Origin of the sequence: Arthrobacter sp. 3Tela_A, assembly GCF_049311025.1 — a bacterium.
Classification (GTDB): Bacteria; Actinomycetota; Actinomycetes; order Actinomycetales; family Micrococcaceae; genus Arthrobacter_B.
In genome coordinates this window covers 1-14,047 of the sequence record NZ_JAXIOM010000034.1, presented here as the reverse complement: position 1 = coordinate 14,047, position 14,047 = coordinate 1, and the positions used below count along the sequence as shown (strand labels likewise).

Below are 14,047 nucleotides of genomic sequence, written 5' to 3'. Positions count from 1 at the left end.
TGCTGACAAGCAGTTTCCCTAAAGTCATGGCGTTTCTGGAAAAAGATTGATTGCATAGGGCCTTACAGTGCGCCGACAGGCTGCGGCAGGTGAAAAATGCCCCCGTTCCACGCCGGTGCCCCGTGGCGGGACCTGCATCCCTGCTTACCCCCAACAAAATGGCACAACTAATGGATCGGAGTAGTCGATGGTGACTCTTGGAGAGGTTTTTGTCAGCGAAATGCTGGGTACAGCAGCGCTGATAGTCCTGGGCTGCGGTGTGGTCGCCAACGTTGCCCTGGGTAAAACCAAAGGCAACGGCGGCGGCTTCCTGATGGTCAACTGGGGATGGGGGCTCGGCGTGTTCGCCGGCGTCTATCTCTCCGTGATGTCCGGGGCACATATCAACCCCGCAGTGACGGTAGGTGTCATTACCGGCGGTGCCGACGAATTCGTACCTGGCGTCGCCGTAACTATCGGATCCACCCTCACCTATTTCGGCGGACAGATGCTCGGCGCCATCATCGGTGCCTTTGTCGCCTGGCTGGCCTACAAGAAGCAGTTCGACGAAGAACAGGATCCGGCGAACATCCTGGGTGTCTTCTCCACCGGTCCCGCAATCCGCTCCTACGGCTGGAACGTCGTCACCGAAGTTGTTGGCACGTTCATGCTGGTGTTCGTCATTGTCGCCTTCGCCGGGACGCCCACGGAGATCGGTCCGCTGGCCGTCGCCCTGCTGGTGGTCGGTATCGGCGCTTCGCTCGGCGGCCCCACCGGGTACGCCATCAACCCGGCACGTGACCTCGGCCCGCGTATCGTCCACGCACTGCTGCCCATCAAGAACAAGGGCAACAGCGACTGGGCCTACTCCTGGGTTCCGGTCGTTGGGCCGCTGCTCGGCGGCGCACTCGGCGGCTGGGCCGGCGGCATCATTCCGCTCCCGGAAATCGTCTAGCAGTTCTCCGTCCGCAAGCGCCAAAACCTCAAAGGAGAGACCCACGTGACCGACAGCAAACAGCAGTACGTGATCGCAATTGACCAGGGCACTACCAGCAGCCGTGCAATTGTCTTCGACCACGACGGCAAGATCGTTTCAACCGGCCAGAAGGAACACAAACAGATCTTCCCGCGCGCCGGCTGGGTTGAGCATGACCCCATGGAGATCTGGACCAACGTCCGCGAGGTCGTCGGTACCGCACTGTCCAAGGCAAACCTGACCCGGCACGACATCGCCGCCGTCGGCATCACCAACCAGCGCGAAACCGCGGTGGTCTGGGATCGGAACACCGGCAAGCCCGTGTACAACGCAATCGTCTGGCAGGACACCCGGACCCAGCCGATCGTTGACGAGCTGGCACAGGACGGCGGACTGGACCGTTTCAAGGACACCGTGGGCCTGCCGCTTGCCACCTACTTCTCCGGAACCAAGGTCAAATGGATCCTGGACAACGTTGAGGGAGCCCGGGAGAAGGCTGAAAACGGTGACCTGATGTTCGGTAACACCGACTCGTGGGTTACCTGGAACCTGACCGGCGGGACCGACGGCGGTGTGCACATCACCGACGTCTCCAACGCCTCCCGGACCATGTTCATGGACCTGGACACCCTCACCTGGGATCAGTCGATCCTGGACACCTTCGGTGTTCCGGCCTCCATGCTTCCGGAAATCCGTTCGTCCTCCGAGATCTACGGCAAGGTGCACGGCTCCCAGCTGCTGCGCGAGACTCCGGTTGCCGGCATCCTCGGTGACCAGCAGGCTGCCACCTTCGGGCAGGCCGCCTTCGGCGTCGGCGATGCCAAGAACACCTACGGCACCGGCAACTTCCTCATCTTCAACACCGGTGAGGAAAAGGTGATGTCCGAGAACGGGCTGCTCACCACCGTCGCGTACAAGATTGGCGACGCTGCACCGGTGTACGCACTCGAAGGCTCGATTGCTGTGACCGGTTCCCTGGTCCAGTGGCTGCGGGACAACCTTGGCATCATCAAGAGCGCCCCGGAAATCGAGCAGCTTGCCAGCGCAGTGGAGGACAACGGCGGCGTCTACATTGTTCCGGCGTTCTCCGGCCTGTTCGCACCGCACTGGCGCTCGGACGCACGTGGCGCGATCGTTGGGCTGACGCGGTTCGTGAACAAGAACCACATTGCCCGCGCTGCACTCGAATCCACCGCCTTCCAGACCCGTGAAGTCCTGGATGCTGTCAACGCAGACTCCGGCGTACCGCTCACGGAACTGCGGGTCGACGGCGGCATGGTCGCCAACGACGCCCTGATGCAGTTCCAGGCGGATATCCTCGGCGTGGACGTAGTGCGTCCCGAAGTTGTTGAAACCACTGCCCTGGGTGCTGCCTACGCGGCGGGACTCGCGGTTGGTTTCTGGAACGACACGGACGAGCTGGCAGCGAACTGGAACGAGGGCAAGCGCTGGACTCCGAGTATGGACGGGGCCGAGCGTGACCGTCAGATGCGGCTGTGGAGCAAGGCCGTGACCCGCACCTTTGACTGGGTCGACAAGGATGTCCTCTAGCACAGGGCGCCAGGCTTCCCAGCCGGAAAAGGCCGCTCCCGGATCTTCGGATCCAGGAGCGGCTTTTTGCGTACCGATTCATGAGTGTGTTGCGTTTGACCTGCAGGAACGCTGGCCGGTAACGTGCTGGCAGCATCAAGGGTGATGCACATCACATAGAAGCGGGTCGCAGTGGCAGCAACAGCAGGTACAAACGAGGTCCGCACGGAGAGGCGTCCGCTGCCGGTAGCGGTGATCGGTGCCGGCCCCAGCGGGCTCGCGGCCATGCGTGCCCTCTCCAAACGCGGACTCGACGTCGTCGGCTTTGAGGCGCACAGCGACGTCGGCGGGCTTTGGAACATCAGCAATCCGGCGAGCACGGTGTACGAATCCGCGCACCTGATTTCCTCCCGGACCACCACGGAGTTCGCTGAATTCCCGATGCCGGAGGGAACACCGGATTATCCCGGCCACCGGCATCTGCTCGACTACTTCCGCAGCTACGCGGCGGCTTTTGGGCTCACCGGGCGGATCCGGTTCAGCACCCGGGTCAGCAGTGCCGTTCCGGATGCCGACGGCAGCTGGAGCCTCGCGTGGGAAGGGCCGGACGGTCCGGGCAGCGGCCGCTTCAGCGCCGTCGTCGTTGCCTCGGGTACTTTGCACACGCCGTTCCTGCCGTCCTTCCAAGGAGAGTTCGCGGGGCAGATCCGGCATTCGGCCCAGTACAAGGACGCAGCGGAACTGGCCGGGAAACGCGTGCTCATCGTGGGGGCGGGAAACAGCGGGTGTGACATCGCCGTGGACGCCGTGCACCACGCTGCGGCAGTGGACATCAGTGTCCGCCGCGGCTACTACTTCGTGCCAAAGTACGTGTTCGGCAGGCCCACTGACACGCTCAACCAGGGCAAGCCGCTGCCGCGGCCGCTGAAGCAGTTCCTGGACAAGCGCCTGCTGCGCATGTTCACCGGCGACCCCGTGCGCTTCGGTTTCCCGAAACCCGACTACCGGATTTACGAGTCCCACCCGGTGGTCAACTCCCTGATCCTGCACCATCTGGGCCACGGCGATTTGTCCGTGAAGCCGGACATCGATCGGCTGGAAGGATCCACCGTCCACTTCCGGGACGGCACATCGGGGGAGTACGACCTGCTGCTCTGCGCCACCGGCTATGTGCTCAGCTATCCGTTCCTGTCTTCGGACCTGCTGGGCTGGAAGGGTGCGTCGCCGCAGCTGTACCTGAACATCTTCAGCCGCCAGGCAAAGAACCTGATGGTGGTGGGGATGGTGGAAGCCTCCGGGCTGGGCTGGGAAGGCAGATACCGCCAGGCCGAGCTCGTGGCGGCCTACCTCGCAGCCCAGCAGGAAAGTCCCGGCACGGCTGCGGTGTTCGACGGCGCAGTCAGCGGCCCGTCGCCCGATGTCACCGGCGGCTACCGCTACCTGGGCCTGGACCGGATGAGCTACTACGTGAACAAGGATGCCTACCGGGCGGAACTGGACGCGCACCTCGCGCGGCTGATCGAACCAGCCGCGGAAGCGGCCCCAGCACCCGCGGAGGTGAACCGCTGATGCCCATCGACGACGTCGTACTCAACTTCTCTCCCGGGTCGCTGGTGATCCTGAACGTGGTCCTGGCCGTGATCATCCTGGGCATCGCCTTGGAAGTCCGTCCCGCCGACTTCCGCACAGTGGCCCGGAGTCCGAAGGCCATCCTGCTGGGCATTGCCGCGCAGTACCTCCTTTTGCCTGCGGTGACCGTCGGCATTGCCCTGGCACTGCAGGTTCCGGCCTCCATAGCACTGGGAATGATCCTGGTGGCCTGCTGCCCGCCGGGCGGCATTTCGAACGTGCTGACCTACCGCGCCCACGGGGATGTGGCGCTCTCCGCGTCCATGACCGCCGTCTCCAACCTGGTGGCGATCATCGTGATGCCGCTGAACGTGGCATTCTGGGCCGCGCTGAGCCCGTCCACGGACTCCCTGATGCGGGACTTTTCACTGGACCGCGGCGGAATGCTGGTCCAGGTCCTGCTGATCATCGGAGTGCCGTTTGCACTGGGCATGCCGCTCGCCCGCCGCTTTCCCGAGCTCACGGACCGGCTGCGGCCCTGGGTGCAGCGGATCGGACTGGTTGCCCTGCTTGCCTTCATCGTTGCCGGAACCGCCAGCAACCTTGGCCCCCTGCGCGAGCACCTCGGCACCATCTTCCTGGTGGTCGCCCTGCACGACGCCGTTGCGCTGGCCGTGGGGTACTGGGCGGCCGCGGCCGTGCGGCTGGATGAAGCCAGCCGGCGGGCGGTGACGTTCGAGGTGGGCGCCCGCAACACGGGCCTGGGCCTGGGCCTCACCCTGACCTTCTTCTCGGGGCTGGGCGGGATGGCGATGGTCGCCGCCTGGTGGGGGATCTGGGACATCCTGGCGGGACTGGCGCTGGCTGCCTGGTGGCGCCGGCGGGATGCCCGGAAACCTGCCAAGGCACAGGAGGCTGCACTGTGACCCGCGTCTGCGTGACCGGCGGCAACGGCTTCCTGGGCAGCGCCGTCGTATCCCGGCTGGCGGCAGACCCTGCCGTGAGCCACGTCCTGAGCCTGGATATCCGGGAGCCCGCGGCTGACCGGAAGGTTGACGGCGTTCACTATGCGCTGGCGGACGTCTGTTCCCCGGACGTTTCCAAGGCGTTGCAGGAGCACCGGATCGACACCGTGGTTCATCTGGCGGCGATCGTGAATCCGGGCAGGGACACCACCAGGGAGCAGGAATACCGCGTCGACGTTACCGGTACGCAGAATGTGCTGGGCGCCTGCCTCTCGGCCGGGGTGAAGCACGTGGTCATCTCCTCATCCGGCGCAGCTTACGGCTACCACGCGGACAATGCGCCGTGGCTGAACGAGTCCCATCCGCTGCGCGGCAATGACGAGTTTGCCTACTCCCGGCACAAGCGGCTGGTCGAAGAGGAACTGGCTCGGCTGCGCACTGAGCATCCGGAACTGCGGCAGACCATCTTCCGGATCGGCACGATCCTGGGGGAGCGGGTCCGGAACCAGATCACGGCACTGTTCGACGCGCCCCGGCTGCTGCGCGTGGCCGGCAGCGAGTCTCCGTTCGTGTTTATCTGGGACCAGGACGTCGCTGATGCCATGGCACAGGCCGTGGTCACCGGCCGGAGCGGGATCTTCAACGTGGCCGGCGACGGCGCCCTCACCGTCCGGGAGATTGCTGCCCTGATGGGCAAAAGGACTATTACCGTACCGGCACCGCTGCTCGCCGCCGGTCTCTGGCTGGGTCAGAAGCTGAAGCTCACCGTGCACGGCCCGGAGCAGCTGCGGTTCCTGCGCTACCGGCCGGTGCTGGACAACACAGCCCTGAAACAGGAGTTCGGCTTCACTCCCACGCGAACCAGCCGGGAAGCGTTCCTGGAATTCCGGAAAGCGCGGGACGCCGAGGGGGGCCGGCAACGATGACGTCGCCGCTGCCGCCCGCACTGGATTGCGCGGCCGGCAGCGGATCCCCGGAAGGGCTAGAAGTAGCTCACACCATTGGTTTTGAAGGGCAGTCCCAGCCCTCCGGCCACTTCCGCCAGGACCTCGGGGCAGAAGAAGTACCACTTTAGTTCCGCGACCAGCGGGGTGCCGAAGGCGGGCCGCACCCGCAGGACGTCCGACACCACCTCAGATGCCCCGGGGGCATTCTTCTGCTGCTCCCACATCAGGATGATGTCCTCGCCGTCGAAGTGGTGGACTGTGGACCGGTGGATCTCTGCGGCGTCCGGGCCGAACGTGTCCGTCAGGGATCCGGTACGGATTTCCTCATGTCCGGTTTCAGTGGCGTTGCCAACCACCTCGGATCGTCCGCTTGCCAGGAACAGGGACACCATGGCGTCGATGTCGTAGGCGTTGAACGCCGCGGCCAGCCGGCGCAGCAGCGCCTGGTGTCTGGGGTGCTGGACGGCGGCCCGGGTTCCGGGCGCCAAGGTTGCCGGGGATGGTCCTGCAGAGCCCGTACGTGCCGCCTGCAGCGTGGCCCGGCCGCGGTGCAGGGCGGACTTGACGGCGCCGGGAGTCGTCTCCAGGATCTCGGCAATCTCGGCCAGGGGATAGGAGAACACATCCTTAAGGACCACACACGCCCGTTCCCGGGGAGGCAGCAGGTGCAGCAGCTGACGCAGTGCGGATTCGACTGCAAGGGCTTCCAGTGGATCCGCCGCCCCGTCATCAGGAAGGTCAAGGGCGGATTCTGTCCACTCAAGGGTCACCCGGCTGCTGCGGCGCAGTGAGTCGATCCACGTGTTCGTGGCGATTCGGACAAGCCACGCCTGGGTATTGCGGATCGGTTCATACCGCTGCGACGCTTCCGCCAGAGCCTTCGTCAGGGTTTCCTGCAGCAGGTCCTCGGCGTCCCACACGGTGGGGGTCAGGCTGCGGCAGTAGGCGTACACCGAAGCCCGGACCGGTTCCAATGCCACCAGGAAATCGCGGCGGGCCTGCCGCAGGGTCACCCTGTTTTCGGCCAAAGCCTGCGTTTCGCCTGCCGCGCCGGCTTCGAAGTCCGTTCCCGTTCCCAGTGTCATTGCGCATCCCCTCGCTCTCCCGCCCATGGCGGTACCTGATAAAAAGCATGGCACTGTGCCATGCCCTTACCGGGTAGACGCACAGGCAGGGCCAAAAGATACGCCGTAGCCGGCGCCTTCCGCCGCATGGCTGAAGCGCAGGAGGGGAAACTGCGGATGTCCGGTCCGTTACAGCCCTGTGCCGGGCACCGCCGTCGGGCGCTGCCTGTTGTAAAGTGGAGAAATGACCGCATTGCTCCTCCTTAGATAGCCGCGTTTGTATCAAACGCGGCAGCCCCTTGCATCTGACGAGGGGCTTTTGTGTGTCTGGGGAAGAGTCAACAGCGCAGGCGGAACCGGCGGCACGCCGGAGTCCGCGGATCACCAGGATTTTCTTGAGGACAGAGGCGAAGCATAGTGAGCACGCAGTCACAGACTGACCAGTCGGAAGAGGCCGTATACAGTTTCGCGGCCATGGAGAAGAAGTGGCCGGCTGTCTGGGACGACCTTGGCGTTTTCACCCCGGCCGACGACGGTTCGAAGGAGCGCCGCTACGTCCTGGACATGTTCCCTTACCCGTCCGGCGACCTGCACATGGGCCACGCTGAAGCGTTCGCGATGGGCGACGTGGTTGCACGCTACTGGCGCCAGCTCGGCTTCGACGTGCTGCACCCGATCGGCTGGGATTCCTTTGGCCTGCCCGCGGAAAACGCCGCGATCAAGCACAACGCGCATCCCAGCGAGTGGACGTACCGCAACATCGACACCCAGGCCGGCTCCTTCAAGCGCTACGCGATCAGCGTTGACTGGTCCCGCCGCCTGCACACTTCGGATCCGGAGTACTACCGCTGGACCCAGTGGCTGTTCACCCGCTTCTACGACCGCGGCCTGGCCTACCGCAAGAACTCCCCGGTCAACTGGTGCCCGAAGGACCAGACCGTGCTGGCCAACGAGCAGGTCGTCAACGGCGCCTGCGAACGCTGCGGCACCCAGGTCACCAAGAAGGCCCTGAACCAGTGGTACTTCAAGATCACCGACTACGCCGACCGCCTGCTGGACGACATGGAGCAGCTGAAGGGCCACTGGCCTGAGCGCGTGCTGGCCATGCAGAAGAACTGGATCGGCCGTTCCGAGGGTGCCCACGTCCGGTTCGCCATTGAGGCTGCCGGGAACAAGCCCGAAGAGCAGGTCACCGTCTTCACCACCCGCCCGGACACCCTGTACGGAGCAACGTTCTTCGTAGTGGCAGCGGATGCACCGCTGGCCCTGGACCTGGTGGACGACGAGCACCGCGAAGCGCTGCTGCAGTACCGTGAGGACGTCAAGGCGCTCTCCGACATTGAACGCCAGGCCACGGACCGCACCAAGACCGGTGTCTTCACCGGCCGGTACGCGATCAACCCGCTCAACGGTGAGAAGCTGCCGGTCTGGGCAGCCGACTATGTGCTGGCCGACTACGGTACCGGCGCCATCATGGCCGTACCCGCGCACGACCAGCGAGACCTCGACTTCGCCCGCACCTTCGACCTGCCCGTCCGCGCGGTGCTGGACACCGGCGAAGAAGATCCTGCCGTTTCCGGCACCGCCACCACCGGCGAGGGCACCCTGGTGAACTCCGGTGAGCTGGACGGCCTGCCGAAGTCCGAAGCCATTCCCGCGGCGATCCGCATCCTGGAAGAAAAGGGCACCGGCGAGAAGTTCGTGAACTTCCGCCTGCGCGACTGGCTGCTCTCCCGCCAGCGGTTCTGGGGCACCCCGATCCCCATCATCCACTGCGAAGAGTGCGGCGAAGTTCCGGTTCCCGATGACCAGCTGCCGGTCACCCTGCCCACCGGGCTGAAGGGTGAGGCACTGGCCCCGAAGGGCACCTCTCCGCTGGCCTCCGTGGAAGAGTGGGTCAACGTTTCCTGCCCCTCCTGCGCCGGCCCGGCCAAGCGGGACACCGACACCATGGACACTTTCGTGGACTCGTCCTGGTACTTCATGCGCTTCGTTTCCCCGCACTTCACCGAGGGTCCGTTTGATCCCGAAGCAGTTCGGAACTGGATGCCGGTGGGGCAGTACGTGGGCGGCGTCGAGCACGCCATCCTGCACCTGCTTTACTCCCGGTTCTTCACCAAGGTGGTCAAGGACATGGGCCTGATCGAGGCCGACGAACCCTTCACTGCGCTGCTGAACCAGGGCCAGGTCCTCAACGGCGGCAAGGCAATGTCCAAGTCCCTCGGCAACGGTGTGGACCTGGGCGAGCAGCTGGACAAGTACGGCGTCGACGCCGTGCGCCTGACCATGGTCTTCGCATCCCCGCCGGAAGACGACGTCGACTGGGCGGACGTCTCGCCGTCGGGCTCCGCCAAGTTCCTGGCACGCGCCTGGCGCCTCGGCCAGGACGTGGCCTCCGAGCCCGGTGCGGACTTCACCTCCGGGGACAAGAAACTGCGCTCCGTCACGCACCGGACCATCGCCGACGCCGCTGAGCTGCTGGACGCCGGCAAGTTCAACGTCGTGATCGCTAAGCTGATGGAGCTGGTCAACGCGACCCGCAAGACCATCGACGCCGGTGCCGGCGCTTCGGATCCCGCAGTCCGTGAAGCTGCCGAAACGGTGGCCGTGATCCTGAGCCTCTTCGCCCCGTACACTGCCGAAGACCTCTGGAACGCTCTGGGCCACCCGGCGTCGGTCGCGAACGCAGGCTGGCCTGCGGTTGATCAGTCCCTGCTTGTGCAGGACACCGTCACCGCGATCGTGCAGGTCAAGGGCAAGGTCCGCGACCGCCTGGAAGTTCCGGCAGACATCACCGAAGACGCGCTGCGTGAGCTGGCGCTGGCTTCGGAGCAGGTGCAGCGCACGCTCGACGGCGCCGGTATCCGCACCATCATCGTGAAGGCGCCCAAGCTCGTAAACATCGTGCCTGCCTAGCCATGATGGACTGGGCGGCGCTGCGCGGGCGGTGGTTCAAATCCCGGGAGGCCGGGACTGAACCTGCTTTACGTCCGCGCGTCGCCGTCGTCACTGACTCATCGTGTTCCCTGCCTGAACAGTGGGCGGAGACTCCCGCGCTTGCCTCGCTGGTGCGGGTTGTTTCAATGCCGGTGATGATCGGGGACCAGATCTACGGCGAGGGCACTGACAAAATGATCGGTGCCCTAGCGCTAGCCCTTGCACAGGGCCAGGAAGTCCGTACCTCACGGCCTGCTCCGGGCCAGTTTGAGGCCGTCTACGCTGAACTTGCTGCTGCCGGTTTTGAGGCTGTCGTTTCGGTTCACCTCTCCTCCAAGCTCTCCGGAACCGTCGATTCGGCCCGGCTTGCGGCGAGGTCTGCTGAGCTTCCCGTGCTCGTTGTGGATACGGAGTCGGTTGCCATGGGCCTGGGATACGCGGTCCAGGCTGCGGCCCGTGCGGCACTTGGGGGCGCGGAGGGGCCCGACGTCGCCGCTGCCGCCCGCTTCAGTGCCGAAGCGGCCCATATTCTCTTTTACGTTCCCAGCCTGGACCAGCTGCGCCGCGGCGGCCGGATTGGTGCTGCCGCCGGCTGGTTCGGCACCCTGTTCGCGGTCAAACCGATCCTGGCGATCCGGGACGGCCTGGTGGTTCCCCTGGAGCGCGTGCGGACCGCGCCGAAGGCACTGGCCCGGCTTGAGGAACTTTCCCGGGCGGAACTGTCCCGCCGTTCCGGTCCGGTTCGCGTTGCCGTCCACCATTTTGGCAACGAAGCGGAGGCTGAACGCCTGGCATCTGCTGTGATCCGTGAGCTGCCCGAAGCGGAAGTGATGCTCTGCCCGCTGCCCGCAGTGCTTGCCGCGCATGCCGGCCTGGGGGTGCTGGCGGTGGCTATTGCGCCGAGTGGATATTCCGGCTCGGAGCCGGTTGACGGCGATGCGGGGATTCCGGCTGGGACCGGCATCGACGCTTCCGCGGACCCTGCGGAGGGAACTGCCGCGGGAACCGAGGCGGGGGGTGCGGCGCCGGGTGCGGCGGCCCGGACGGAGGTCCGTCCCGCGGACCCTGACCGGGACATCGACTGAGACGGCCGCGGCCCAGTCTTCCTGCACAACGCCTGCCGCAAACCCAGGCAGTTCACAACGCCCTTCAGCCGGGAACTCTCCGTTCTTCCGGGACCGTAGGTTGCCGGTATGGCCAATCACCGCTGGGAGACCGAACCTCCTGCCGTACTGCCGTCCCGTCTAGCCGCCCGGCGCCGTGCCGCTGGCGTTGACCTTCCGCCGCCCGGCGGCCAACCGGGAGTCGGGACGGACTCCCGCGGCCGTCCCGAGCTGGAGGACACCGAGGCCGTGTGGCAGCTTCCGGATCCCGAGGAAGATGAACCGGATTCCAGCACTGATCCGGGTGTTTCATTTCAGAACCCACGGCGCTGGAGATTTCCACTGCGCGCGGGAATCCTCGCTGCCTGCCTGATGCTGGCAGCAGCCGCTGCGGTGCCCCTGCTGCGCGACCGCGCGTCGTCCGAGGTACTCAGTGTGGAACTCGGTTCGAACCTCGCCACGGCCGGTTCTGGCGGGCACCCGGCAGCAACGGGAACACCGGGGCCTGATGAGTTGGATGAGGGCCAGCCGCAGGCGGACCGGGGGACCGGCCAGCCAGATGCTCCGGAGGCACCCGGCGAACCTGAAACAACGGGAGAGGCCGGCCGGGGCACCCAACTTGTGGTGCACGTGGCCGGCGCCGTCGGTGCTCCGGGGCTGGTGCGTATCCCGGAGGGAAGCAGGGTTGCCGATGCCGTTGCTGCGGCTGGAGGAGCAACGGGTGAAGCCGACCTTACCCGGGTCAACCTTGCTGCCCCCATGCCTGACGGATCCATGGTGGTGATCCCCGCTCGGGGTGACCCGAGCGGCCCGGTTGCAGCGCCGGACGCCGGACCCCCAGGCCAGCCCTCCTCAGTCCAGCCCTCACCAGTCCAGCCCTCACCGGGAACCCCGGCTGGGACAGGCTCCGGTGCCGGAGCGTCAGTCGTCAACCTCAACACGGCCGGGGAAGCTGAACTGCAGACGCTGCCCCGGGTGGGCCCGGTGCTGGCCGCCCGGATCATTGCCTGGCGTACCGAACACGGACCGTTCCAGCGCGCTGAGGATCTGGACGCCGTGCCGGGGATTGGAGAGGCCATGCTCGCCGCACTGCTCCCCCTGGTTGCCGTGTGAACTGGGTGGACCCGCCGGAGTGCCGGGGCTCAGGGAAGAGGACATCGGCGCAATCGTGTCTGCGGGGACCAGCCTGATGGGACGCCGGAGCCGCTGGGAACGCTACACTGTGGCGGCAAGCGAGGGAGCCGGTTCCAACCCAGGCGGCGCGGCGTACCCCGGAAGGAGAGACCCAGCGGACGGCAACGGAGCTGAGGCCGCCGGACCAGATGTAAGCGGTTCCCGCAGCCGGCGCTCCAACAGCTCCCCGGGCGGGCTCCTGAACAGCTATTCCGGCGGCCCACCCGGCGGCCGCATGGACGGTATTTCGGCCATCCTGCGGCGCTTGGCCAATTCTGTTCTGGGGTCCCGGACGAGCGATCAGGCTCCCGGGCGTTCCGGATCCGAAAGTGCTGGTGGCGACTTCAGGCCACATACCGAATTGCGGCTGGTGCCCGTTGCTGCCTGCGCCTGGGCGAGTGCTGCAGCAGCGGTCCGTCTGCCGGGTCCGTTCAGCCTGCTGGCCGCGGCAACCGGTGCGGTACTCCTGCTGCTGCTCCTTCTGCTGTCCAGGCGGAGAAGGAAGCCACAGTTCCGCGGCCCAACCGCTGCCGTGCTGGCGCCCCTCGCCGTGCTGGTCCTGGTAGCCAGTTCGGCGGGTTCGGCTGTGGTGTCCCGTGCCGCCGGCCCGGCGGGTGCGGCCGTGGCATCGGGCGCTTCCATCACGGGTGAGTTCGTCGCGACCAGTGATGCCCGCGCAGCGGCGGCGGACCGGTTCAGCGGCAAGCCGAGGTATCTCCTGGAAGCGCAGCTGCACAGCTTCACGCTGGCCGGTGAACGTTCACCTGCCCGGCTGCCTGTCCTCGTCATCGGAAACGATGCCTACGCCGACATCCATTTGGGGGATACATTCACCACTGCAGGTGTGCTCAGCGCTTCCGATCCGGGTGACCGCACAGCTGCGGTGCTCCGTGCCTCACGCGCCCCGGCCGTCGAACCCGCAGACGGGCTTCTGGCCTTTGCGACGGCCCTGAGGACGGGATTCGCGGAACGTGCACAGACGCTGGGCACTACGGATGCCGCGGGTCTGCTGCCCGGTATGGTTCTGGGGGACAGATCAACCGCCCCTCCCGAGCTCACCACGGCGATGCAGGACACCGGGCTCACTCATCTCACCGCAGTTTCCGGAGCCAACTGCAGTTACCTGCTGGCCTTCGTCTTCCTGCTGTCCCGCCTGATCCGCCTTCCGCGGGGGGCCGCTGCGGCCGTCGCCGTCCTGATGCTGGCCGGTTTTGTGCTGGTAGTCCGGCCCGACGCCAGCGTGCTGCGGGCAGCAGTCATGGGATCAATCGGTACAGCCGCGGTGCTCACCGGACGGGGAAAGGTCCCGGCTGCACTGCTCTGTCTATGCGCCACCGTCCTGCTGGCAGTGGATCCCTGGCTCAGCGGAAGCTATGCATTCATTCTCTCGGTGTGCGCGACGGCGGGACTGATCTTCCTGGGTCCGCCCCTGTCCGGGGGCCTGGCACGGTTCCTGCCGCAGCCGGTGGCAGTCCTCACGGCGGTACCCCTCGCGGCGCAGGTCGCGTGCTCTCCGGTGCTCGTCCTGCTCCAACCGAATCTGCCGGCATACTCCCTGCCCGCCAACATTGCCGCAGCCCCGGTGGTTCCGTTCGTGACCATTGCGGGCATGGCCGCCGTGCTGCTTGGGTACCTTGCCCCGCCCCTGGACTTTCCCCTTCTGGTCTCCGCAGGCGCCGGCTCAGGATGGGTCGCCGGTGTAGCCCGCTTCTTCGCGCAGGCACCGGGCGCGTTGCTGCCGTGGGGGGCGGGGGCCCCCCGGGGCGTGGGGATTGCTGCCGCGGCCCCGCGCCGGGCCGGGGGG

Annotated in this window: 10 protein-coding genes; 9 read left to right on the top strand and 1 reads right to left on the bottom strand. The window is 66.2% G+C overall.

The window, feature by feature from the left end:
* Positions 1–190 precede the first annotated feature (190 nt).
* From TVC13_RS11070 to TVC13_RS11050, 5 genes are all read left to right on the top strand, one after another.
* Entirely contained in the window at positions 191–934 is a 744-nt protein-coding gene (locus TVC13_RS11070) for an MIP/aquaporin family protein (protein ID WP_422401285.1), read from the top strand.
* A 45-nt stretch (positions 935–979) separates the two neighbouring features.
* Positions 980–2,506 carry a glycerol kinase GlpK gene (gene glpK, locus TVC13_RS11065; protein WP_422401261.1) on the top strand — a complete coding sequence of 509 codons (1,527 nt, stop codon included), beginning with the start codon at positions 980–982 and terminating at the stop codon, positions 2,504–2,506.
* Between the two features lie 171 nt (positions 2,507–2,677).
* On the top strand, positions 2,678–4,054 hold the full coding sequence (locus TVC13_RS11060; RefSeq protein WP_422401260.1) for a flavin-containing monooxygenase: 1,377 nt from the start codon (positions 2,678–2,680) through the stop codon (positions 4,052–4,054).
* Positions 4,054–4,980: a bile acid:sodium symporter family protein gene (locus TVC13_RS11055; RefSeq protein WP_422401259.1), complete on the top strand. Its 927-nt coding sequence runs from the start codon at positions 4,054–4,056 to the stop codon at positions 4,978–4,980. The genes TVC13_RS11060 and TVC13_RS11055 overlap by 1 nt, the downstream gene beginning before the upstream one ends.
* Positions 4,977–5,945 (top strand): SDR family oxidoreductase, encoded by a 969-nt coding sequence (locus tag TVC13_RS11050; RefSeq protein ID WP_422401258.1) that lies wholly within the window; start codon positions 4,977–4,979, stop codon positions 5,943–5,945. Before TVC13_RS11055 ends, TVC13_RS11050 begins: the two co-directional genes overlap by 4 nt.
* A gap of 56 nt (positions 5,946–6,001) precedes the next feature.
* Here TVC13_RS11050 and TVC13_RS11045 read toward each other — a convergent pair whose 3' ends face one another.
* The gene (locus TVC13_RS11045) at positions 6,002–7,051 is read right to left on the bottom strand and encodes a sigma-70 family RNA polymerase sigma factor (protein ID WP_422401257.1); all 1,050 of its coding nucleotides are present in this window, start codon (positions 7,049–7,051) and stop codon (positions 6,002–6,004) included.
* 393 nt (positions 7,052–7,444) lie between these two features.
* On the opposite strand from TVC13_RS11045, the gene leuS reads away from it, so the two are divergent.
* The 4 genes from leuS to TVC13_RS11025 form a co-directional block, all read left to right on the top strand.
* Positions 7,445–9,946: a leucine--tRNA ligase gene (leuS, locus tag TVC13_RS11040; RefSeq protein ID WP_422401284.1), complete on the top strand. Its 2,502-nt coding sequence runs from the start codon at positions 7,445–7,447 to the stop codon at positions 9,944–9,946.
* A gap of 2 nt (positions 9,947–9,948) precedes the next feature.
* Entirely contained in the window at positions 9,949–11,052 is a 1,104-nt protein-coding gene (locus TVC13_RS11035) for a DegV family protein (RefSeq protein ID WP_422401256.1), read from the top strand.
* Between the two features lie 108 nt (positions 11,053–11,160).
* The gene (locus tag TVC13_RS11030; protein ID WP_422401255.1) at positions 11,161–12,183 is read left to right on the top strand and encodes a helix-hairpin-helix domain-containing protein; all 1,023 of its coding nucleotides are present in this window, start codon (positions 11,161–11,163) and stop codon (positions 12,181–12,183) included.
* A 430-nt stretch (positions 12,184–12,613) separates the two neighbouring features.
* The coding region (locus tag TVC13_RS11025; protein ID WP_422401254.1) for a ComEC/Rec2 family competence protein at positions 12,614–14,047 on the top strand (1,434 nt) is incomplete at its 3' end.

Bases quoted from the DNA above. Each gene is read 5' to 3' on its own strand.
- TVC13_RS11030 (WP_422401255.1), top strand. From the start codon at position 11,161: ATGGCCAATCACCGCTGGGAGACCGAACCTCCTGCCGTACTGCCGTCC.
- TVC13_RS11055 (WP_422401259.1), top strand. From the start codon at position 4,054: ATGCCCATCGACGACGTCGTACTCAACTTCTCTCCCGGGTCGCTGGTG.
- TVC13_RS11035 (WP_422401256.1), top strand. From the start codon at position 9,949: ATGATGGACTGGGCGGCGCTGCGCGGGCGGTGGTTCAAATCCCGGGAG.
- TVC13_RS11045 (WP_422401257.1), bottom strand. From the start codon at position 7,051: ATGACACTGGGAACGGGAACGGACTTCGAAGCCGGCGCGGCAGGCGAA.